At 66.6% G+C, this 19678-nt stretch carries 15 protein-coding genes; 6 read left to right on the top strand and 9 right to left on the bottom strand.

Going from position 1 to position 19678, the window contains the following annotated elements; translation table 11 throughout:
• Positions 1 to 79: 79 nt before the first annotated feature.
• Positions 80 to 1024, top strand: a complete 945-nt coding sequence (locus QOL82_RS10610; RefSeq protein WP_283442230.1) for a hypothetical protein — start codon at positions 80 to 82, stop codon at positions 1022 to 1024.
• A gap of 105 nt (positions 1025 to 1129) precedes the next feature.
• Here the strand turns inward: QOL82_RS10610 and dnaE are convergent, their stop codons facing one another.
• Positions 1130 to 4588 (bottom strand): DNA polymerase III subunit alpha, encoded by a 3459-nt coding sequence (gene dnaE / locus QOL82_RS10605; RefSeq protein ID WP_283442229.1) that lies wholly within the window; start codon positions 4586 to 4588, stop codon positions 1130 to 1132.
• Positions 4589 to 4693: 105 nt separating this feature from the next.
• On the opposite strand from dnaE, the gene QOL82_RS10600 reads away from it, so the two are divergent.
• Complete coding sequence (locus tag QOL82_RS10600; protein WP_283442228.1) at positions 4694 to 5560, top strand: sulfurtransferase; 867 nt, start codon at positions 4694 to 4696, stop codon at positions 5558 to 5560.
• A gap of 105 nt (positions 5561 to 5665) precedes the next feature.
• Here QOL82_RS10600 and QOL82_RS10595 read toward each other — a convergent pair whose 3' ends face one another.
• Positions 5666 to 6364 (bottom strand): pirin family protein, encoded by a 699-nt coding sequence (locus tag QOL82_RS10595; protein ID WP_283442227.1) that lies wholly within the window; start codon positions 6362 to 6364, stop codon positions 5666 to 5668.
• Between the two features lie 119 nt (positions 6365 to 6483).
• Between QOL82_RS10595 and QOL82_RS10590 the strand changes: the two genes are divergently transcribed.
• On the top strand, positions 6484 to 7407 hold the full coding sequence (locus QOL82_RS10590; RefSeq protein ID WP_283442226.1) for a LysR family transcriptional regulator: 924 nt from the start codon (positions 6484 to 6486) through the stop codon (positions 7405 to 7407).
• Complete coding sequence (gluQRS, locus tag QOL82_RS10585; RefSeq protein WP_283442225.1) at positions 7404 to 8291, top strand: tRNA glutamyl-Q(34) synthetase GluQRS; 888 nt, start codon at positions 7404 to 7406, stop codon at positions 8289 to 8291. The genes QOL82_RS10590 and gluQRS overlap by 4 nt, the downstream gene beginning before the upstream one ends.
• Before the next feature lie 73 nt (positions 8292 to 8364).
• Here gluQRS and QOL82_RS10580 read toward each other — a convergent pair whose 3' ends face one another.
• Positions 8365 to 9819: a DEAD/DEAH box helicase gene (locus QOL82_RS10580; protein WP_283442224.1), complete on the bottom strand. Its 1455-nt coding sequence runs from the start codon at positions 9817 to 9819 to the stop codon at positions 8365 to 8367.
• A gap of 200 nt (positions 9820 to 10019) precedes the next feature.
• On the bottom strand, positions 10020 to 12251 hold the full coding sequence (locus QOL82_RS10575) for a hypothetical protein (protein ID WP_283442223.1): 2232 nt from the start codon (positions 12249 to 12251) through the stop codon (positions 10020 to 10022).
• A gap of 282 nt (positions 12252 to 12533) precedes the next feature.
• On the opposite strand from QOL82_RS10575, the gene QOL82_RS10570 reads away from it, so the two are divergent.
• Positions 12534 to 13253, top strand: a complete 720-nt coding sequence (locus tag QOL82_RS10570) for a CBS domain-containing protein (RefSeq protein WP_283442222.1) — start codon at positions 12534 to 12536, stop codon at positions 13251 to 13253.
• 46 nt (positions 13254 to 13299) lie between these two features.
• Here QOL82_RS10570 and QOL82_RS10565 read toward each other — a convergent pair whose 3' ends face one another.
• On the bottom strand, positions 13300 to 14664 hold the full coding sequence (locus QOL82_RS10565; RefSeq protein WP_283442221.1) for an NAD(P)/FAD-dependent oxidoreductase: 1365 nt from the start codon (positions 14662 to 14664) through the stop codon (positions 13300 to 13302).
• Positions 14665 to 14924: 260 nt separating this feature from the next.
• Here QOL82_RS10565 and QOL82_RS10560 point away from each other — a divergent pair, with 260 nt between their 5' ends.
• The gene (locus QOL82_RS10560) at positions 14925 to 15845 is read left to right on the top strand and encodes a MerR family transcriptional regulator (protein ID WP_283442220.1); all 921 of its coding nucleotides are present in this window, start codon (positions 14925 to 14927) and stop codon (positions 15843 to 15845) included.
• Between the two features lie 47 nt (positions 15846 to 15892).
• Here the strand turns inward: QOL82_RS10560 and QOL82_RS10555 are convergent, their stop codons facing one another.
• From QOL82_RS10555 to QOL82_RS10540, 4 genes are read right to left on the bottom strand one after another with little or no spacing between them, the layout of a single operon-like run.
• Positions 15893 to 16759 carry a fumarylacetoacetate hydrolase family protein gene (locus QOL82_RS10555; RefSeq protein WP_283442219.1) on the bottom strand — a complete coding sequence of 289 codons (867 nt, stop codon included), beginning with the start codon at positions 16757 to 16759 and terminating at the stop codon, positions 15893 to 15895.
• A gap of 30 nt (positions 16760 to 16789) precedes the next feature.
• Positions 16790 to 17545 (bottom strand): SDR family oxidoreductase, encoded by a 756-nt coding sequence (locus QOL82_RS10550; protein ID WP_283442218.1) that lies wholly within the window; start codon positions 17543 to 17545, stop codon positions 16790 to 16792.
• A gap of 49 nt (positions 17546 to 17594) precedes the next feature.
• Positions 17595 to 19001, bottom strand: coding sequence for a TRAP transporter large permease (locus QOL82_RS10545; protein WP_283442217.1), 1407 nt, complete (start codon positions 18999 to 19001; stop codon positions 17595 to 17597).
• Complete coding sequence (locus QOL82_RS10540; protein ID WP_283442216.1) at positions 19001 to 19639, bottom strand: TRAP transporter small permease; 639 nt, start codon at positions 19637 to 19639, stop codon at positions 19001 to 19003. The genes QOL82_RS10545 and QOL82_RS10540 overlap by 1 nt, the downstream gene beginning before the upstream one ends.
• Positions 19640 to 19678: the final 39 nt, after the last annotated feature.

Raw genomic sequence — 19678 nt, 5'->3', positions numbered from 1 at the left:
TCCAGCGGTACTGAAAAAGCAGCTTCGGTATGACATTGGCGCAGTCGGGGGCAGCGAACCAGAATGATAGGGAAATAAAATGAATAAAACGTTAGGCATTACTCGCAATACCAATGCGCAGCAAATTTTCTCCTTTCTTGAAGACGTAAGCCATGCGAGGAATAATCTTCAGAAGGAGAGCGCAAGCGTTGTTCCAGATCCGCCGATTCGTGTGCGTAAAACGAAGGGCTCATCAGAAATCTATGTGTCGATGAGAAAAGGGAAAACACGATCGCTCGCCAGTGTGTTAAGTCCGACCAAGCGTGACAAGCGTATGCAATGTGCCGAGTTGATGTTTGGCGTAGCTGCTAAATTTTCAGTTGAGCACCGGCTGCAGGATGATCACAAAACCAAGGCTGCCCTGGCCGAGCTTGAACACTCGGCGTTAGATGTTCTCGATCACGACATTAAAGCCGGTGAAATGCGCGTGCTGTTTGAAACGATCCTGAAAAGGCCGGCAGAAATCACGACCGGGATTGCGCGTTCATCTGCATCAATCATGGCGCCAATTGAACTTGAAAAAAAAGCATCGCAGTCCGCCGCCGAGCACCGCGAGACAGATCAAGGTCCTCCGCCAAGGAGAAAAACACGACGCCCCCGGCTGAAAAATTTTACCCGGCCATTGGAAGCCGCAGCGCGAAAAACAAACCGGACTTCGGGCAATGAACCGGTGGCTGCCGAAATCATTCACCCCGCGCCAATGCTCGCCCCCAAGCCCCCGGAGCAAATGGCATTGACCTCGAAGATTGGTGAAATCGCTAGTTTTTCCAGCGAGCGGAGTCCGTTGATCGATCAGTCATTGATGATCCCGAGGACCGAGAACAATACGCCTGCGCGGATGCCTATGCCTATGCCTATGCCAATGTCACAGGATAAAAGCAGTCACGCGGCGCCACTGCCGCCCAAGTCCAGGAAAGGATTGCTCGCATTTTTTTCCTGGATGGCACAAGGATTCACGAATTTCTTTAGAAGCTGTTTCGGTTGAAGTGCTGAACGCGCCAAGCCCCAGCCCTCGCGTTGATTCTTCCGCCACCACCTGCGCAGCCCCGTCCGGCGCAACGGCATGCGACCGGATACCAGCGCGACCGCATCAGTACTCCACCGCCGCGCTGCGCGCCCCCAGCCTGTCGAACAGCGACTGCTTCAGCGCGTCGGCGGGCGCGACCCGCCATTCATCCGGCCACTGCACCTCGCAGTCGATGCCGTCACGCGTGTAGCGCATCGCCAGCGGCAAACCCTGCGGCGAGCGGAACTGCGACAGGATGTTGCGGATCTGCGCGGCGTCCGTGCTGTCGGTCAGCGAGAACGCGAATTTCTTGCCGAACTGGACGCGCGCGGTGGCGATGTCCATCGCCTTTTCCGCGGTGATGCGCAGCCCGCCGGAGAAGCGGTCCTCCGATACCTTGCCCTGCACCGCCAGGAATTCGTCTTCCTTGAACAGCGCGCGGTTGGCGTCGAACACTTCGTTGTAGACCGTCACTTCGACCGCCGCGCTGCCGTCGTCGAGCAGCACGATGACCATCTTGCCGCGCTGGGTCATCTGGGTGCGCATGCCGGCGATCACGCCGGCCATCAGCCGCGGCTCGCGCGACGGCGTCAGGTCCGACAAGCGGGTGCGGGCAAACTTGCGCGCTTCCTCGGCATAGGCATTGAACAGGTGGCCGGACAGGTAGAAGCCGAGCGCGGTCTTTTCCTCGGTCAGCTTCTGCTTCTCGCTCCACGGCTGCGCCTTCACATATTCGGGCGGGGCCACCATGTCGCTGTGGTCGCCGCCGAACAGGCTGACCTGGTTGGCGGATGCTTCGGCCTGCTCCGCGCATTCCATCGCGAAGCTGACCGAAGCCAGCAGGATGCCGCGATCCACCTCCATGCTGTCGAAGGCGCCGGCGCGGATCAGCGACTCGATGGTGCGGCGGTTGATCTGCTTCTTGTCGACCCGCTTGCAGAAGTCGAACAAGTCGGTGAACGGGCCATCGCGGCGGGCCGCGACGATGGCCTCGATTGCGCCCTGCCCCGAGCCCTTGACCGCGCCCAGGCCGTAGCGGATGCCCTTGACCTTCTTCTTGGTCACGCTCGGCGGCTCGCCGACCGGCATGAAGCGGTAGTCCGACAGGTTGATGTCCGGCGGCAGCAGCGTCAGGCCGCAGATGTCGGTCGCGTCCTCGACCAGGATCTTGATCTTGTCGGTGTCGTCCATCGCCAGCGACAGGTTGGCCGCCATGAACGCGGCCGGGTGATGCGCCTTCAGGTACGCGGTGTAATACGACAGCAGCGCATAGGCCGCCGCATGCGACTTGTTGAAGCCGTAGCCGGCGAACTTCTCCATCAGGTCGAAGATCTCGTCGGCCTTCTCCGTGGTCAGGCCGTTCTTGGCGGCGCCTTCGCGGAAGATATTCCGGTGCTCGGCCATTTCCTCGGCCTTCTTCTTGCCCATCGCGCGGCGCAGCAGGTCGGCGCCGCCCAGCGAATAGCCGCCGATGACCTGCGCCATCTGCATCACCTGCTCCTGGTAGACCATGATGCCGTAGGTCTCGGACAGGATGCCCTCGGTGCGCGGGTCGGGATAGTCGAAGCGTTCGCCGTGCTTGCGCTTGCAGAAGTCCGGGATCAGGTCCATCGGACCCGGCCGGTACAGCGCCACCAGCGCGATGATGTCCTCGAAGCGGTCGGGCCGCGCGTCCTTCAGCATGCCCTGCATGCCGCGGCTTTCCAGCTGGAACACCGCGACCGTCCGCGCCTTGGTCAGCAGCTCGTACGACGCCCTGTCGTTCAGCGGCAGCGTGTCCAGGCTGAACTCGGCCATCGCCGGGTCGAGCTGGCGGATGTAGCGCACCGCGCGGTCGAGGATGGTCAGCGTGGTCAGGCCCAGGAAGTCGAACTTCACCAGGCCGACGGCTTCGACGTCGTCCTTGTCATACTGCGACACCACGCCGGCGTCGCCGCCCTGCGTGTACAGCGGGCAGAAGTCGGTCAGCTTGCCGGGCGCGATCAGCACGCCGCCCGCATGCATGCCGATGTTGCGGGCGATGCCTTCGACCTGCTGCGCCAGTTCCAGCAGCTGCCTGACTTCCTCCTCGTTCTCCATCCGCTCCTTGAGCAGCGGCTCTTCCTCGATCGCGTCGGCGATGGTGACGAGCTTGCCCGGCTTGAACGGGATGAGCTTGGAGATGCCGTCGCAGAAGTTGTAGCCCATGTCGAGCACGCGGCCGACGTCGCGCACCGCGCCCTTGGCGGCCATGGTGCCGAAGGTGGCGATCTGCGACACCGCGTCGCGGCCGTAGCGATCCTTCACGTACTGGATCACGCGGTCGCGGCCTTCCTGGCAGAAGTCGATGTCGAAATCGGGCATCGACACCCGCTCCGGGTTCAGGAAGCGCTCGAACAGCAGGTTGTAGGCCAGCGGGTCGAGGTCGGTAATGGACAGCGCATAGGCCACCAGCGAGCCGGCGCCCGAGCCGCGGCCCGGCCCCACCGGCACGCCGTTGTTCTTGGCCCAGCGGATGAAGTCGGCCACGATCAGGAAGTAGCCGGGGAAACCCATCTTGATGATGGTGTCGGTCTCGAATTTCAGGCGCTCCTCATACCGCGCCCGCTTTTCTTCCCGCACCGCGGGGTCGGGAAACAGGTGGTTCAGGCGCAGCTCCAGGCCCGCCTTCGACTCGGCCACCAGGAATTCGTCGATGGTCATGCCGTCCGGCGTCGGGAAGTTGGGCAGCTTGGGCTTGCCCAGTTCCAGCACCAGGTTGCAGCGGCGCGCGATCTCGACGCTGTTTTCCAGCGCGCCCGGCAGGTCGGCGAACAGCGCGGCCATCTCGGCCTGGGTCTTGAATGCCTGCTGGTCGTTGAAGCGCTTGGGCCGGCGCGCATTGGCCATGATCTCGCCCTCGGCGATGCAGGTGCGCGCCTCGTGGGCGACGAACTCGTCGGCCGACAGGAACTGCACCGGGTGCGTCGCCACCACCGGCAGCTGCAGCTTCGCCGCCAGCGCCACCGACTGCCGCACCTGCTGCTCCATGTTGGGCTGGCCGGCGCGCTGGATCTCGATATAGAAATGCCCGGGGAAGACCGCCGCCCAGCGCTCTGCGCAGCGTTCGGCCAGCTGCGGGTTGCCGCGTTCCAGCGCGCAGCCGATGTCGCCGAAGTGCGCGCCGGACAGCGCGATCAGCCCGCCCGGTTCCAGCGCCTGCAGCCATTCGGCGCGAATCTCGGCGCGGCCGCGGTACAGGTTGGTCAGCCAGGCCTGCGACAGCAGTTCGCACAGCTGCAGGTAGCCTTGTTTATTCTTCACCAGCAACAGCAGCCGGCATGGCTTTTCGCGGTCGTCGGGATTGGTGATCCAGACATCGCAGCCGGCGATGGGCTTGACGCCCTTGCCGCGCGCGGCCTTGTAGAACTTGACCATGCCGAACAGGTTGGCCAGGTCGGTGATCGCGAGCGCCGGCTGGGAGTCTTTCGCAGCGGCCTTGACCACGTCGTCGATGCGGACCAGGCCGTCGGCGATGGAGAACTCGGAATGGAGGCGGAGGTGGACGAATTGCGGAGAAGTCATCCGGGTATTTTACCTGCAGGCCGGGCCGGTTCCGGCCCGGTTTTTGGCGCGCGCGCCACACTGGGGTTTATAATGCTGACGAATCAATGACTTAGATTTCCTGGCATGCCACCCCTTCCCGAATTCGTCAATATTGCCGCCTATAAATTCATCACGTTCGATGACACGGCGGAAAAACGTCCCGCGTTCCAGGCGCTGTGCGCCGAACTCGGGCTGATGGGCACCATCCTGCTGAGCCCCGAAGGCATCAACCTGTTCCTGGCCGGCAGCCGCGCCGGCATCGACACCTTCCTGCAGTGGCTGCGCGCCGACCCGCGCTTCGCCGACATCGAGGTCAAGGAAAGCTACTCCGACGAGCAGCCGTTCAAGCGCATGCTGGTCAAGCTCAAGCGCGAGATCATCACGATGAAGAATCCGCTGATCAAGCCCGAGCTGGGACGCGCGCCGGCCGTGACCGCCCCGGTGCTCAAGCGCTGGCTGGACCAGGGCCATGACGACGACGGCCGCCCGGTGGTGATGATGGATACCCGCAACGCGTTCGAGGTCGATGTCGGCACCTTCGACAATACGCTGGACTACCGGATCGAGAAGTTCAGCGAATTCCCGGAGGTGGTCGCAGCGCAGAAGGATGCATTGGCCGACAAGACCGTGGTGACGTTCTGCACCGGCGGCATCCGCTGCGAGAAGGCGGCGATCCACATGCAGAACATCGGCTACGACCATGTCTACCAGTTGGAAGGCGGCATCCTGAAGTATTTCGAGGAAGTCGGCGGCGCGCATTACACCGGCGACTGCTTCGTGTTCGACCGCCGCACCGCGCTGAACCCGAAGCTGGAAGCCACGCCCACGGTGCAATGCTATGCCTGCCGCGCAGTAGTCACGCCGCGCGAGCAGCTGTCGCCGTCATACCAGTATGGCGTGTCCTGCCCCCATTGCGCGGAAAAACCGGTGGAAGCGCCGGCAAATGCGTAAACCGTAGACCGGGTTGAAAACGAAGCCCGGCTTGCCGGGCTTCGTCGCGTTATGAAGGGTGCAAGGCCCTTCAGTCGCTTACTGCACGCTAGCCAGAGCCAGCTCTCAGGCGAGGTCGAACACCAGCACTTCGGCTTCCTTGCCGTCAGCCAGCGCCACCGCCGCCTCTTCCGACACCTTCAATGCATCGCCGGCTTGCAGCGCGACGCCGTTCACCGACACGCTGCCGCGCGCCACGTGCACATAGGCGCGGCGGCCCGGCGCCAGGTCCAGCGAGGCCGTCTCGGCGCCGTTGAACAGGCCGACGTACAGCCGCGCATCCTGGTGGATCAGCACCGAGCCGTCGGCGCCGTCCGGGCTGGCGACCAGGCGCAGGCGGCCACGCTTGTCGGCGGCCTCGAAACGCTTTTCCTCGTAGCCGGGCGCAATGCCGCGCACGTTGGGCTCGATCCAGATCTGCAGGAAATGCGTCTGCTCCTTCTGCGCATGGTTGTACTCGGAATGCCGGATGCCGCTGCCGGCGCTCATCCGCTGCACGTCGCCCGGGCGGATCACGCTGCCGTTGCCTATGCTGTCCTTGTGGCCCAGTTCGCCTTCCAGCACATAGGTGATGATCTCCATGTCGCGGTGGCCGTGGGTGCCGAAGCCGCTGCCCGGCGCGACGCGGTCCTCGTTGATCACCCGCAGGGCGCCGAAGCCCATGTGACGCGGATCGTGGTAGTCGGCAAAGGAAAAGCTGTGGTATGAATCGAGCCAACCGTGATTGGCGTGGCCGCGTTCATCCGCTTTGCGTAGCTGGTTCATGACATCGACTCCTTTGAATGAGATTGCGTTGGACATGACGCACTATAAACGTTACGCGCAGCGCGGATAAGGGCATAATCCTGCACTAATCGTTCAAATTTTCTGAACCTACGTTTTCGATGAACCTGACGCTCGAATCTCTACGCATCCTCGACGAAATCGACCGCCGCGGCAGCTTTGCCGCCGCCGCCGCCGCGCTCGACCGGGTGCCGTCGGCGCTGACCTATACGGTGCGCAAGCTGGAGGAAGACCTCGACGTGCTGCTGTTCGACCGGCGCGGCCACCGCGCCCGGCTGACCTCGGCCGGCGAGGAATTGCTCAACCATGGCCGCCACCTGCTGCAGGCGGCGGAGGCGCTGGAACAGCGGGTCAGGCGCACCGCCGCCGGCTGGGAGGCGGAACTGCGCATCGTGGTCGACAGCGTGATCCCGTTCGAGCGCATCGTGCCGCTGATCGCGGAATTCGACCGCGAGCAGCCGGGCACGCGGCTGCGGATCAGCGCCGAGGTATTGTCCGGCGTCTGGGAGTCGCTGCTGACCGACCGCGCCGACATGGCCATCGGCGCGGCCTACGACGGACCGGACGCGATGCGCATGAGCAGCGACTTCCGCACCCGCGTGCTGGGCGGCATCGAGTGGGTGTTCGCGGTAGCGCCCTCGCATCCGCTGGCCGGCGTGGCCGGCCCGCTGCCGGCCGAGCTGATCCAGCGCTACCGGGCCGTGGCCGCGGGCGACACCGGGCGCATGCTGCCGGGCATGACGTCCGGCCTCCTGAGCGGGCAGGAAACGCTGACGGTGCCGTCGCTGGAGGCCAAGCTGACCGCGCAGCTGGCCGGCCTGGGCTGCGGCCACCTGCCGCGCATGCTGGCCGCGCCGCATATCGCCGCCGGACGGCTGGTGGAAAAGGCGACGGTCGAGGCCAAGCCCGCCGGCGCGGCCCACCTGGCCTGGCGCAGCAGCGCCCGCGGCAAAGCGATGAAATGGTTTCTCGCGCGGCTGTCCGAAGACGACATGAAGCGCCGGCTGCTGGAGACGCCGGCATGAAGAGCGCCTATCGCGGGCGATTCGCGCCCTCCCCCACCGGCCCGCTGCACGCCGGCTCGCTGGTCGCCGCCGTCGCCAGCTGCCTGGACGCCCGCGCCCACGACGGTGCCTGGCTGCTGCGGATCGAGGACATCGACGAGACGCGCGCCCTGCCGGACGCGGTGCAATCCATCATGCAGACGCTGCAGGCGCATGGGATGCAGTGGGATGAGCAGCCGGTATGGCAGAGCCGGCGCAAGGCGCTTTACCAGGCCGCATTCGAGCAGCTCGGCCGAGCGGTCTACCCTTGCGGCTGCAGCCGGCGCGAGATCGCCGACTCGCGCATCGGCGTGGCCTCGGACGGCGCCGCGGTCTACCCGGGCACCTGCCGCGCCGGCCTGGCGCCAGGCCGGGCCGCGCGCGCCTGGCGGCTGCGCGTGCCGGACCAGGTCATTTCCTTCGACGACCGCTGGGCCGGGCCGGTGCGGCAGCGCCTGGCGACCGAGGTCGGCGACTTCGTGCTCAAGCGCGCCGACGGCTACTGGGCCTACCAGCTAGCGGTGGTGGTCGACGATGGCGACTGCGGCATCACCGACATCGTTCGCGGCGCCGACCTGCTCGACTCGACGGCGCGCCAGATCTACCTGCAGCGCCTGCTCGGCCTGCCGACGCCGCGCTACATGCATGTGCCGGTGCTGGTCAATGAACGCGGGGAGAAGCTGTCCAAGCAGACCGGCGCGGCGGCGCTCGACACCGCTCGTCCGCTGGACGGGCTGATGCAGGCAGCTGGCTTTCTTGGCCTGTCCATGCCGCGGCCGCAGACGGTGGCCGAGTTCTGGCAAAGCGCGGTGCTGGAGTGGAAAAGCCGGCATGCCTTGCCGGCGCCGGACCACGGCGAGGGATGAACCTGGGAGGCTGCCTGTCCGGCTAGTTGGCCGCCGGCGCGAATGGATATCCGTCCACGCCTGCGGCGCCGGGTCAGCGCTTCGGGATGCCGCCCAGAAGGGCTGCCCGCTTTTGCGGCTTGGCCGTGCTGTCGCGCGGCTCGTTGGCCGGCTGAGGCGAGGACACGCTGGGTTCATAGGGTTTCAGGAACCAGGGATCGACCTTTTCGCGGCGCGGCGCATAGCCGGTGCTGCGCGGCGCGGCGGTGCGCACGTCGCGGGACGCCGGCTCGCGCGCGCCTTCCTCGCGGCGCGGACGACGCTCGCCGCGCTCGGCATGGCTGCGTTCGCCGCTGGCCGGCCGCGGCGTGAAGCCTTCCAGCGCCACCGGCGTCAGCTTGGTGCGGATCAGCTTCTCGATGTCCTGCAGCAGCCGCGCATCCTTGTCGGAATACAGCGAGATCGCGTCGCCCGATGCGCCGGCGCGGCCGGTGCGGCCGATCCGGTGGACATAGTCCTCGGCGTTGTACGGCAGGTCATAGTTGATCACGCACGGCAGGTCGGAAATGTCGAGGCCGCGCGCGGCGACGTCGGTCGCCACCAGCACGTCGACGCCGCCGTTCTTGAATGCTTCCAGCGCCGCCATGCGCTCGTTCTGGGTCTTGTCGCCGTGGATCGCGGACGCCTTGACGCCTTCCTGCTCCAGGTGGCGCGACAGCCGCGACGCGCCGATCTTGGTGTTGGAAAACACCAGGATCTGCTTCAGGTCGCGGCCGCGGATCAGGTGCAGCACCGCGTCGCGCTTGTCGTCCTCGGCGACCTTGTAGACCACCTGGGTCACGCGGTCGGCGGTGGCATTGCTGCGCGCAACCTCGATGGTGACCGGGTCGTTGAGGAAGCTGGATGCCAGTTTCTTGATTTCCGGCGAGAAGGTTGCCGAGAACATCAGGTTCTGCCGCGCCTTGGGCAGCAGGTTGATGATGCGCTGCAGGTCGGGCAGGAAGCCCATGTCCAGCATGCGGTCGGCTTCGTCCATCACCAGGATCTGGGTCTGCGACAGGCTGATGGTCTTTTGCTGCACATGGTCGAGCAGCCGGCCCGGCGTGGCGATCACGATCTCGACGCCGGCGCGCAGCGCAGCCGTCTGCGGCGCCATGTCGATGCCGCCGAACACCACGGTCGAGCGCAGCGGCGTGTGGCGGCAGTAGGCCTTGACGTTTTCCGCAACCTGGTCGGCCAGTTCGCGGGTCGGCGTCAAGATCAGCGCGCGCACCGGGTGGCGCGCGGGGGACGCGCTGCTGCTGGCGGTGGCCAGCAGCAGCTGGATGATGGGCAGCGCGAAGCCGGCGGTCTTGCCGGTGCCGGTCTGGGCTGCGCCCATCACGTCGCGCCCCTGCAGCACGATGGGAATGGCCTCGGCCTGGATCGGCGTCGGGTGGACATATCCCTGGTCGGACAGCGCGCGCAAAATGTCTGGCGACAGGCCGAAATCTTCAAAGCGGATGGGTGCCGCGGGCGTTGGCGCGGCTGCAGACTGGATGTCGGACATGGTATGGGTGGGTTCCCGAGCGGGCGAACTGCACCGGATAATGGGAAATTTTTAGAACTGGGGATTATACCGCGATTTGCGGAACATACCCGCGCCGGGCAGCCACTGCGCCGCAGCCCAACGGAATATGCTGCCCGGATGCGGCGAGCGCCGTCCGGGCAGGGAAAGACCATCGATTAAAGGTGCGCGTTAAAGCCTGCTTAACGCCGCGCAATCGCACTGTTGACCAGGCCGGGGACTTCGCCGGCGCTGGCGCAGCCGGCCAGGTCCCCGGTCTGCTGGTCGATGGCGCACCGGTAGATCTTGCGGCTATCGTCGCCGGGGCCGGCGACCAAATCGATCGCGGCGCCGTCCACGCTGATGTCGCCGATGCGGATGAAGTCGCCTGGCGACAATCCCGGCGGGATGCCGCCTTGGTCGCAACCGGCGACCGCGCCCTCGGCGTCGAGCATGCACTTGACGACCGTTCCGGCCGCCTTCCCGGGGTCCGCCAGTGGCGCCGCGGCCAGGTAAAGGTAACGCCTGTCGCCTGCCTGGCCGCTGCTCATGCGCTGAACGATATATTTCGGGTAGCCCAACGGGAAGACCTTGCAGTCCGGCTCCTCCTTGTCGAACCTGCAGGAATACAGGTTCTGGACTCCGGCAAAATTGCTTCCGACGACATAAAAACCCGTCTCGGAAGTCGTTATCGCGGTGGGGGCGACCGGGGCGAAGACCGCAATGGAAAAGGTATTGCAGGAGGCCGGGTCCAGGCGGCCGCCCTCCGCCAGTGAGCAATGGGTGAGCTGCGGATAATCCACCGGCGTCGCAAGAATGAAGGCGCCCAGGCGGTTGATGCCAAGGCCGATCAATTGGTCGAATACCGGACCGCTGTCGGCGCAGCCCGTGAGCGCGTTGTCGTCCGCAATATCGCAGACGGTCACCGCCCTTGCCGGCCTGCCCTGCCGCTGGTTGGCGTAAGCCCCGATGTAGGCATGCCCCTCGCGCAGCGCGATGCTGCTGGCGCCGACCCCGGGCCAGGTGGATTCGGCCTTCACGCATCCGGCCAGCTTGCCCGCACTGTCGAGTTCGCACTGGCGAACGCCGCCGACCAGCGCGCCGTTCCGGAAATCGCCAAAGTCCGTGACGTAAGCCCGGAAGTCATGCGACGCGTAGGCGATGTCGGCCTTGCCCGCAAGCTTGCGCCCGACGGCGTCGGTGTAGGCATAGTCCAGTTCCAGCCTGCCCGCCGGCTGGTTTTCGCCGGGGGCGTAGACCAGGGTCATGCTGCAGTCGCCCTGGCTGCCGGCTTGCGCGCAGGGCAGCACGGACGACTTGACGGTCCATCCCGGCGGCAGCATTTTCAGGTCGGTGATCAGGCGGACGTTGCCGGCGCCGCCGCTGTCGCTGGGCAAGAAAGCGAGCGTCACCTGCTGGCTTGCGCCGGGCCGCGCGCGGATCATGCCCGCAGGACTGGATACCGCGACGAGGGTGTTGGGCGCGAGCGCCGAATAATCGATCGTGACCCTGGCCGACTGCTGCCTGCCGCTGCTGTCGCGGTAGCGGTAGCGGAGCGCCAGCGTCGACGCCGGCGTGAATGCCGATGGCAGGTAGCGCAGGCCGAGCCGGCAGTCATTGCCGGCGCCGAACGCGGCGCAATCCAGGCCGCTGCTGTCGCTGCTCCATCCCGCCGGCAAGTCGGCCAGCTTGTCGTCCAGGTGCAGTTCGGTCGCAACCGAACCGTCGTTGGTGGTGAAGACCAGGGTCACCGCGCTGCTCTTGCCGACCACGCCCCGCACCGGGCCCGCGGGGTCGGCCGTGGCGACCGCGGCATTGGCCGCCAGCGCCCTGTAGCCGACAGACATGCTGCCTGCGCCGCCCTCGCCCCGGTTGTTGCGGAAGGTGAATGGCACCGTCAGCACGGACGGCGCGGCGACGGCGGCCGGCGCGTAATTCAGCGCAAGCTCGCAGGCGCCGCCGGCATCCACCCGTTCGCACCGGATGCCATTGCCGGCCACGGTCCAGCCCGCCGGCAGGCCGCCTTCCGGGAACGCGAGCGCCAGGTCGCTGGCGGTCCCGCCATCGGAAGTGCCGAAATGCAGCGCGACCTGCCTGGCCTGCCCGACATAGAGCGCCAGCCCCGCCATTTCGCTGGATGTAGCGGTCACCGTGTTGGCCGCTACTGGCGACGGGGCTGGTGATGGTGATGGTGATGGGGCCGGCGATGGGGCCGGCGTGGGCGCTGGAGCTGGAGCCGGCGTGGGTGCTGGAGCCGGCGCGGGTGCTGGGGCCGGCGCGGGTGCTGGAGCCGGGGCCGGCGTGGGAGCGGCGTCGTCGCCGCTGTTGTTGCCGCCGCATGCAGCCAGCAGGGCGACGAAGTTGAGCGCGATGATGTTCTTGCGCGCCGCTTGCAGCAGGCAGCCGCAGGGCCGGACTTTGACAGGGTCATGCATGGACTCCTCCAGGAGGTAGGTGGCGACGCCCGCCGACGGCCAGGCTCGCTGGCTGCATCCGGAATCGGACCGTACTGAATGCCCGAATTGGCAAAGAAGTTCCCGGCGAGGCCGTTCGCGCCGGGACACCGGCGTCCGCGCCGCGAGTGCGCCATCGCCGATTGCGGCATTTTTTGATCCAGCTTCCACCGGCGGCATAGACGACGACCTACGATGGACGGACAGGCGTCATCACGGACGCCGCAGAAATCCCGGGAGAAGATGGTGAAGGCACAGGAAATCATGACCAGGCGCGTGTTCACCGTGCGCCGCGACAGCAAGCTGCAGGATGCGATTGCCGCCATGCTCGACCATGGCGTCAGCGGCCTGCCGGTGGTCGACGAAGACGGTGCGCCAGTCGGCATGCTCAGCGAGGGCGACCTGCTGCGCCGCGCCGAACTCGGCACCGGGCGCACGCGTCCGCGGTGGCTGAGCTTCCTGCTGGGGCCCGGCAAGCTGGCCGACGAATACACGCACACCCACGGGCGGCTCGTCGCCGACGTGATGAGCGATGAACTGCATGCGGTCGCGCCCGATACGCCGATCCAGGAAGTGGTGCTGCAGATGGAGCGCCATCACGTCAAGCGGCTGCCGGTGCTGCAGGATGGACGGCTCGTCGGCATCATCAGCCGCGCCAACCTGCTGCGCGCGCTGGCGCTTGCGGCGTCCGGGCTGCCGGCCGCAAGCAAGTCGGACGACGAGATCCGCGAGCGCCTGGTGCAGGAACTGGCGTCGACCGAGTGGGCGCCGCGCTCGCTGCTCGACATCGCGGTGCGCGACGGCGAGGTTCACCTGTATGGCACCATCCTCGACGAACGCGAACGGGAAGCGCTATGCGTCGCCGCCCGCAACATGCCGGGCGTGAAGGCGGTGCATGACCACCTGGTATGGTGCGAGCCGACATCGGGAGCGGTGCTGGGCCTGCCCGAGGAACCCGATCAGCCCGGCCAGCCGCGGCGCTGATGGCGCGGCCGGGCTCAAGCCGGCGGCAGCCATGCAGTTCCGCGGTTCATGCCGCATGCGGAAGCGGCGCACCGCGTCCGATCACTTCGGCGGCGGCGGCCGGCTGCCACGGCGCATGGCAGCCCATTGCGTTGGCAAGCCGCAGCGCGGACTTCAGGCTGTCTTCATGAAAACCGTGGCCGTTCCAGGCGCCGCACAGCCATATGCCGTCATGCCCTACCCGCCCGGCCAGCTCGCGCTGCGCGGCCACGGCGGCGCCGTCGAACAGCGGGTGTGCATAGTCGAATTCCGCGATAACGGACCCCGGCGCCGGCGCGCGGGCCGGGGCCATGCTGACGATGGCCGGCGTTTCGCATGGCAGCGGCTGCAGGTGGTTGATCAGGCAGGACATCCCGTATGGCGCGTCGCCCGGCCCGTCGCTGGCCGCCCGGTAATTCCACGTCGACCATAGCGCGGGATTGCGCGGCAGCAGCGACGTGTCGGTGTGCAGCACGGCGCGGCTGGCTTCGTAGCGGATGGCCTGCAGCAGCCGGCGCTCGTCGCCGGTTGCGCCCCTGCCCAGCAGGGCCAGCGCCTGTTCGCTGTGGCAGGCAAGCACCACGTCGTCGTACCGCCGGCAGTCATCCGCGGTTTCCACCAGCGCGCCGAAAGCAGCCCGGTGCACATGCCGCACCGGGCACGCCAGCCTGATCCGGCCGACGCCGGCCGCAAGCTTGCGCACGCATTCGCGGCCGCCGCCGGCGACGGCGCGCCACGCCGGCCGGCCAAAGGCCTGCATCAGGCCATGGTTGCGGCAGAAACGCACGAAGCTCGCCAGCGGATAGTCGAGCACCTGGCCGGATGCACATGGCCAGACCGCCGCGCCCATCGGCATCAGGCACCAGGCGGCGAAGGCGTCGGAATAGCCGCCCGCCTGCAGGAAATCGCGCAGGCTGAGATTGTCATGCGGATGGGCCGCGAGCCAGGCCACGCTCTGCCGGTTGAACCGCGACAGGTCGGCCAGCACGCGCCAGAACCGCGGGCGCAGCAGCTTGCGCTTCTGCCCGAACACGGTCGCGGGGCTGCTGCCGGCCCACTCCAGCCCGGGCTGGCCGAGACTGAACGAGATCGACATGCCGGTGCCCGTGCTTTCGACGCCGAGATGGTCGAGCAAGGCGGTGAAGTTGGGATGGTCGGGCTGGTTGAAGGCCAGGAAGCCTGTGTCGATCGGATGGCTGATGCCGTCGAGGCTGGCGTCGACGGTCCTTGCCTGTCCGCCGAGGTAGTCGCTGGCTTCATACAAGGTTACGTCGTGGCGGCTGGACAGCAGCCACGCGCTGGCAAGCCCGGCGATGCCGGCGCCGACCACGGCGATGCGCCTGCCTTCAGGCTTCCCGGCGGACGGGCTTGAATCGGGGGCCTGGCGGTGCATTCTTGCTCCATTACTCATTGCAGGCTGCCGGGGTGGCATGCCTTTTTGTCCAGGACGAAACGCCTGCCGCCTGGTATTGCATGCTTGCTTCCGGCGCCAAATGGCGTCCTTCGTTGCAACCGTTCTGCCTGCCTATCCCCGGGATAGGCTGAATGACGTTCGATGCATCGACGAGGCGCCTGCTTGTCATGGACAAACAAATTGCCGCTGGCTAATATAGACAAACGCCTATCCCCTGTCAACGAAATGTCTAGGACAAAATGAGTTTTTCACCGCCACCACGCCCAGCGCTGGGCATCAGCGCGACGGAACGCGAGACCGGGCTGGGGAAGGACACGCTGCGCGTCTGGGAGCGGCGTTATGGCTTTCCGCAGCCCACGCGGGACGCCAACGGCGAGCGGCTGTACCCGGCTGAGCAGGTCGACAGGCTGCGGCTGATCAAGCGCCTGATGGACCAGGGCCACCGGCCCGGCCGGCTGATGGCTGCCAGCGAGGAAGACCTGCAGGCGCTCTGCGCGCCCATTGCCGCGCCGGCGCTTCCCAGATCCGCGGACGACGCGATGGTCCGGCAGTTCCTGGCGCTGGTGAAGTCCCACGATGTGCCGCAGCTGCGTTCGGCGCTGAGCCAGGCGATGTTGCGGCAGGGGCTGCAGGATTTCATCGTGCACAGCCTGGTCGCGCTCAACGAGGCGGTGGGCGCCGCGTGGATGAACGGCGAATTCGAGATCTTCGAGGAGCACCTTTACACGGAGCAGGTCCAGGCGCTGCTGCGCCAGGCCATTTCCACGCTGTCCGCGCGCTCGGGCAGCCCGCATGTGCTGATGACGACGCTGACGGAAGAACAGCATGGCCTGGGCCTGCTGATGGCGGAGGCGCTGCTTGCGCTGGAAGGCGCGACCTGCGTGTCGCTGGGCACGCAGACGCCGCTGTTCGACATTGCGATGGCTGCCCGCTCGCAGGAGGCGGACGTGGTGGCGCTGTCCTTTTCGGGCGCCTACCCGTCGCGCCAGATCGCGCCGCAACTGGCGCAATTGCGAACGATGCTGCCCGAGGCCACCGAGCTGTGGGCCGGCGGCAGCAGCGTGGGCAGGCTGGCCGCGCAGGCAGGCATCAGGGTGCTGCCCACGCTGCCCGATGCGCTGGCGGCGCTGGCGGACTGGCGCGCAAGGAATGGCCGATGAGGTAAAGCGCCGCCAGGCGAATGCCGGCGGCGCGACTTCTCACTGCCTCAGCCGTCGATCAGCGCAGGGTCCCATGCATGGACCTTCTGCGTCTGCTCGCCGAGCCCGGCGATGCTCAGGCGCATGACGTCGCCCGGTTTCAGGTAAACCGGCGACGGCTTGTGGCCCATGCCCACGCCCGGCGGCGTGCCGGTGCTGATCAGGTCGCCGGGGTACAGGGTCATGAAGCGGCTGATGTAGCTGACCAGCTGCGCGACGCCGAAGACCATGGTGCGGGTGCTGCCGTTCTGGAAGCGCTGGCCGTTGACCTCCAGCCACATGTCGAGGTTCTGCGGGTCGGCGATTTCATCGGCCGTCACCAGCCACGGGCCGACCGGGCCGAAGGTGTCGCAGCCCTTGCCCTTGTCCCAGGTGCCGCCGCGCTCGAGCTGGTATTCGCGTTCCGAGATATCGTTGACCACGCAGTAGCCGGCCACGTGTTTCAGTGCGTCGGCTTCCGACACATAGCGCGCGGTCGCGCCGATGACCACGCCGAGTTCGACTTCCCAGTCGCCCTTGGCCGAGTCCTGCGGCAGCACCACCGCGTCGTTGCAGCCGACCAGCGCGCTGGTCGCCTTAGTAAACAGCACCGGCTCGGCCGGCACCGGCATGCCGGACTCGGCCGCATGGTCGGCGTAATTGAGGCCGACGCAGATGAACTTGCCCATGCCGGAATACGGCGGTGCGATGCGGCCCGGGTTGGCCACCACCGGCAGCGAATCCACGTCCACCTCCGCCAGCGTGCGCAAGCCCTCCGGCGCAAGCATTGCCGCATGGATGTCCGGGGTCAACCCCGACAGGTCGCGGACCCTGCCCTGGCTGTCGACCAGCGCCGGTTTCTCATTGCCCTTCGGGCCATAACGCATCAATTTCATGTTCACGCTCCTGTTGCTGTTTGTCTGACGTCAGTTGGACCAGCCGCCATCGATGATCTGCGTGGTGCCGGTGGTGAATGCGGACTCGTCGGACGCCAGATACACCGCCAGCGCCGCGATTTCCTCGGGCCGCCCGAGCCGCCCGAGCGGCTGGCGGGCGACGAACATCGCTTCGACCTCCGCCGCCTGCTTGCCGCTGCTGCTGGCCTGCGCGGCGATCCGGTCGCGCAGCGACGGCGATTCTATCGTGCCCGGGCAGATCGCATTGCAGCGCACGTTCCGGGCCACGAAGTCGGCCGCGACCGACTTGGTCATGCCGATCACGGCGGCCTTGCTGGCGCCGTAGACGAAACGGTTGGGCGCGCCCTTGATGCTGCTGGCGACCGAGGCCATGTTGATGATGGAGCCGCCGCCGCGCGCCAGCATGCCGGGCAGGAAGGCGCGCATCATCCGGTACATCGCGCGCACGTTCAGGTCGAAGGAAAAGTCCCAGGCCCGGTCGTCGCAGTCGAGTATGGTGCCGCCGTCGACATAGCCGGCGCAATTGAACAGGATGTCGACGCCGCCGAATTCATCGGCCAGCGCGGTGATGGCGGCGGCGTCGGTGACGTCGAGACGCCGCACGACGCAGCCGTCGGACAGCGACAGCGTCGCCAGCAGCGCTTCATTGATGTCGGTGGCGATCACGCGCGCGCCTTCGCGCGCGTAAGCCTCGGCGGTGGCGCGGCCTATGCCCTGTCCGGCTGCGGTCACGAGCGCCAATTTGTTGGCCAGGCGTTGTGTCATCGGGTTTCCTTTCCAGTGTTGGGGAGTAAGCGGTTCGGTGCCGGTCGATCTACTTGCCGGCCGCGACCAGACGCGGCAGCCACAGCGTGATTTCCGGGATGTAGGTGATGGCGATCAGCGCGGCGAACAGCGGGACCAGCCACGGCAGGATCGCCATCGTGGTGCGCTCGACCGACAGCCGCGCGACCCGCGCCAGCACGAACAGCACCATGCCCAGCGGCGGATGCAGCAGCCCTATCATCAGGTTGAGCGTCATGATCAGGCCGAAGTGGATCGGGTCGATGCCCAGCTTGAGCACGATGGGCAGCAGGATCGGCACCAGGATGGTGATGGCCGCGATCGTGTCGATGAAGCAGCCGACCACCAGGATCAGCACATTGGCCAGCAGCAGGAACATCCACTTGTTCTGCGTGAAGCCGAGGATCGCGTCGGTCATCAGCTGCGCCGCCTGGCTTACCGTCAGCAGCCAGGCGAAGATGGACGCGGCGGTCACGATGAACAGCACGCTGGCGGTGGTCTCTATCGTGTCCACCGTGGCGCGCACCAGCGTCTTCAATGTCATCGAACGGTAGCGCACCAGCCCGAGGAAAAGCGCCCAGATCACTGCCGCCATTGCCGCTTCGGTCGGCGTGAACCAGCCCAGCGTCATGCCGCCGATCAGGATCACCGGCGCCATCAGCGCCATCACCGCCGAGAAGTCGAAGTACCAGTCCGCCAGCAGCAGCACCACCAGCGTGCAGCCGACGGCGGTGTTGACCGACACGCCGGCGCGGGTCAGCAGCCAGGTCACCAGCGGGAACGCCAGCACGACCGCGATCTCGGTGCTGGCGCTGCCGAGCTTCTTCCAGGAGAACAGCGCGTCGCCGCCCCAGTTGTTGCGGCGGGCGATGAAGGCGACGGTGGCCATCATCAGCAGCGTCATCACGATGCCGGGCACGACGCCGCCGAGGAACAGCGAGCCGATCGACACGTTGGCCATCATGCCGTAGATCACGAAGGGCAGCGACGGCGGAATGATCGGGCCCAGCGTCGCCGAAGCGGCGGTCACGCCCACCGAGAATTCCGCGCTGTAGCCATGGTCGCGCATCGCCTTGATCTCGATGGTGCCCAGCCCTGCCGCGTCGGCGATGGCGGTGCCCGACATGCCGGAAAAAATGACCGAGCCGATGATGTTGACCTGGCCCAGGCCGCCGCGCATCCATCCCACCAGCGCGACCGCGAAGTTATAGATGCGACCGGTGATGCCGGCGATGTTCATCAGGTTGCCGGCCAGGATGAAGAAGGGCACAGCCAGCAGCGGGAAGCTTTCGACGCCGGCGATCATGCGCTGCGCCACGATCACGTTCGGCACCGAGCCGGTCGCGAGGATGTACAGCAGCGATGCGCAAATCATCGCCAGCGCCACCGGCAGGCCCAGCAGCATCAGCACCAGGAAACCGCCTATCAGTATGCCCATTATGCTGCTCCCGTGCCGTCGTAGGCCTCGGGCCGCTCCAGCACCGAGTAACCCTGCCGCCAGTTGCGCACCGCGACCATCACCGCGCGCACCAGCATCATTGCGAATCCCAGCAGCGCCAGCCAGTAGACCAGGCTCTTGGGCCAGTTGATCGTGGTCATCGGCTCGTCGCCGACCAGGCCGATGTACTGCCAGCCCAGCCAGACGATGACGCCCAGCACCCCGACCCGGACCAGGTCCACCAGCGTCGACAACACGCGCGCCGCGCCGGCGGGCAGGAAGCGGTACAGGATGTCGACCTGTATGTGCCGGTCCTTGCGTATGCAGGCGGCGGCGCCGATGAAGACCACTGCGATCAGGCAGTTGGTCGCCAGTTCCTCGGTCCACGCATAGGAATCGTTGAGCGCATAGCGGGTGAAGAATTGCGTGAACACCAGCGCGGCCATGATCCAGAACAGGACCAGCGTCAGCCAGTCCTCGATGACGACATCGGACAGGTCCGCCGGATGCTCGTCGGCTTCCTCGAAGCTGTGCGCCAGCTGTTCGACGCTGACGGCATGATGCTGCTGGGTGGCGCCGTCATCGGCGGCGCCACCAGCGCCGGCGCGTTCTGCGGCAGGCTGCGCGATAGGTTCCATGGTATGTCCCTTGGTTCGTCGGATGCGGCGCGGGCGCCC

This window comes from Noviherbaspirillum suwonense (assembly GCF_900182955.1).
Classification (GTDB): Bacteria; Pseudomonadota; Gammaproteobacteria; order Burkholderiales; family Burkholderiaceae_D; genus Noviherbaspirillum_A; species Noviherbaspirillum_A suwonense.
This window is presented reverse-complemented; position numbering and strand designations above follow the sequence as displayed.

Coding starts and splice junctions, on each gene's coding strand:
- QOL82_RS10610 (WP_283442230.1), top strand. CDS start 80: ATGAATAAAACGTTAGGCATTACTCGCAATACCAATGCGCAGCAAATT.
- dnaE (WP_283442229.1), bottom strand. CDS start 4,588: ATGACTTCTCCGCAATTCGTCCACCTCCGCCTCCATTCCGAGTTCTCC.
- QOL82_RS10600 (WP_283442228.1), top strand. CDS start 4,694: ATGCCACCCCTTCCCGAATTCGTCAATATTGCCGCCTATAAATTCATC.
- QOL82_RS10595 (WP_283442227.1), bottom strand. CDS start 6,364: ATGAACCAGCTACGCAAAGCGGATGAACGCGGCCACGCCAATCACGGT.
- QOL82_RS10590 (WP_283442226.1), top strand. CDS start 6,484: ATGAACCTGACGCTCGAATCTCTACGCATCCTCGACGAAATCGACCGC.
- gluQRS (WP_283442225.1), top strand. CDS start 7,404: ATGAAGAGCGCCTATCGCGGGCGATTCGCGCCCTCCCCCACCGGCCCG.
- QOL82_RS10580 (WP_283442224.1), bottom strand. CDS start 9,819: ATGTCCGACATCCAGTCTGCAGCCGCGCCAACGCCCGCGGCACCCATC.
- QOL82_RS10575 (WP_283442223.1), bottom strand. CDS start 12,251: ATGCATGACCCTGTCAAAGTCCGGCCCTGCGGCTGCCTGCTGCAAGCG.
- QOL82_RS10570 (WP_283442222.1), top strand. CDS start 12,534: ATGACCAGGCGCGTGTTCACCGTGCGCCGCGACAGCAAGCTGCAGGAT.
- QOL82_RS10565 (WP_283442221.1), bottom strand. CDS start 14,664: ATGCACCGCCAGGCCCCCGATTCAAGCCCGTCCGCCGGGAAGCCTGAA.
- QOL82_RS10560 (WP_283442220.1), top strand. CDS start 14,925: ATGAGTTTTTCACCGCCACCACGCCCAGCGCTGGGCATCAGCGCGACG.
- QOL82_RS10555 (WP_283442219.1), bottom strand. CDS start 16,759: ATGAAATTGATGCGTTATGGCCCGAAGGGCAATGAGAAACCGGCGCTG.
- QOL82_RS10550 (WP_283442218.1), bottom strand. CDS start 17,545: ATGACACAACGCCTGGCCAACAAATTGGCGCTCGTGACCGCAGCCGGA.
- QOL82_RS10545 (WP_283442217.1), bottom strand. CDS start 19,001: ATGGGCATACTGATAGGCGGTTTCCTGGTGCTGATGCTGCTGGGCCTG.
- QOL82_RS10540 (WP_283442216.1), bottom strand. CDS start 19,639: ATGGAACCTATCGCGCAGCCTGCCGCAGAACGCGCCGGCGCTGGTGGC.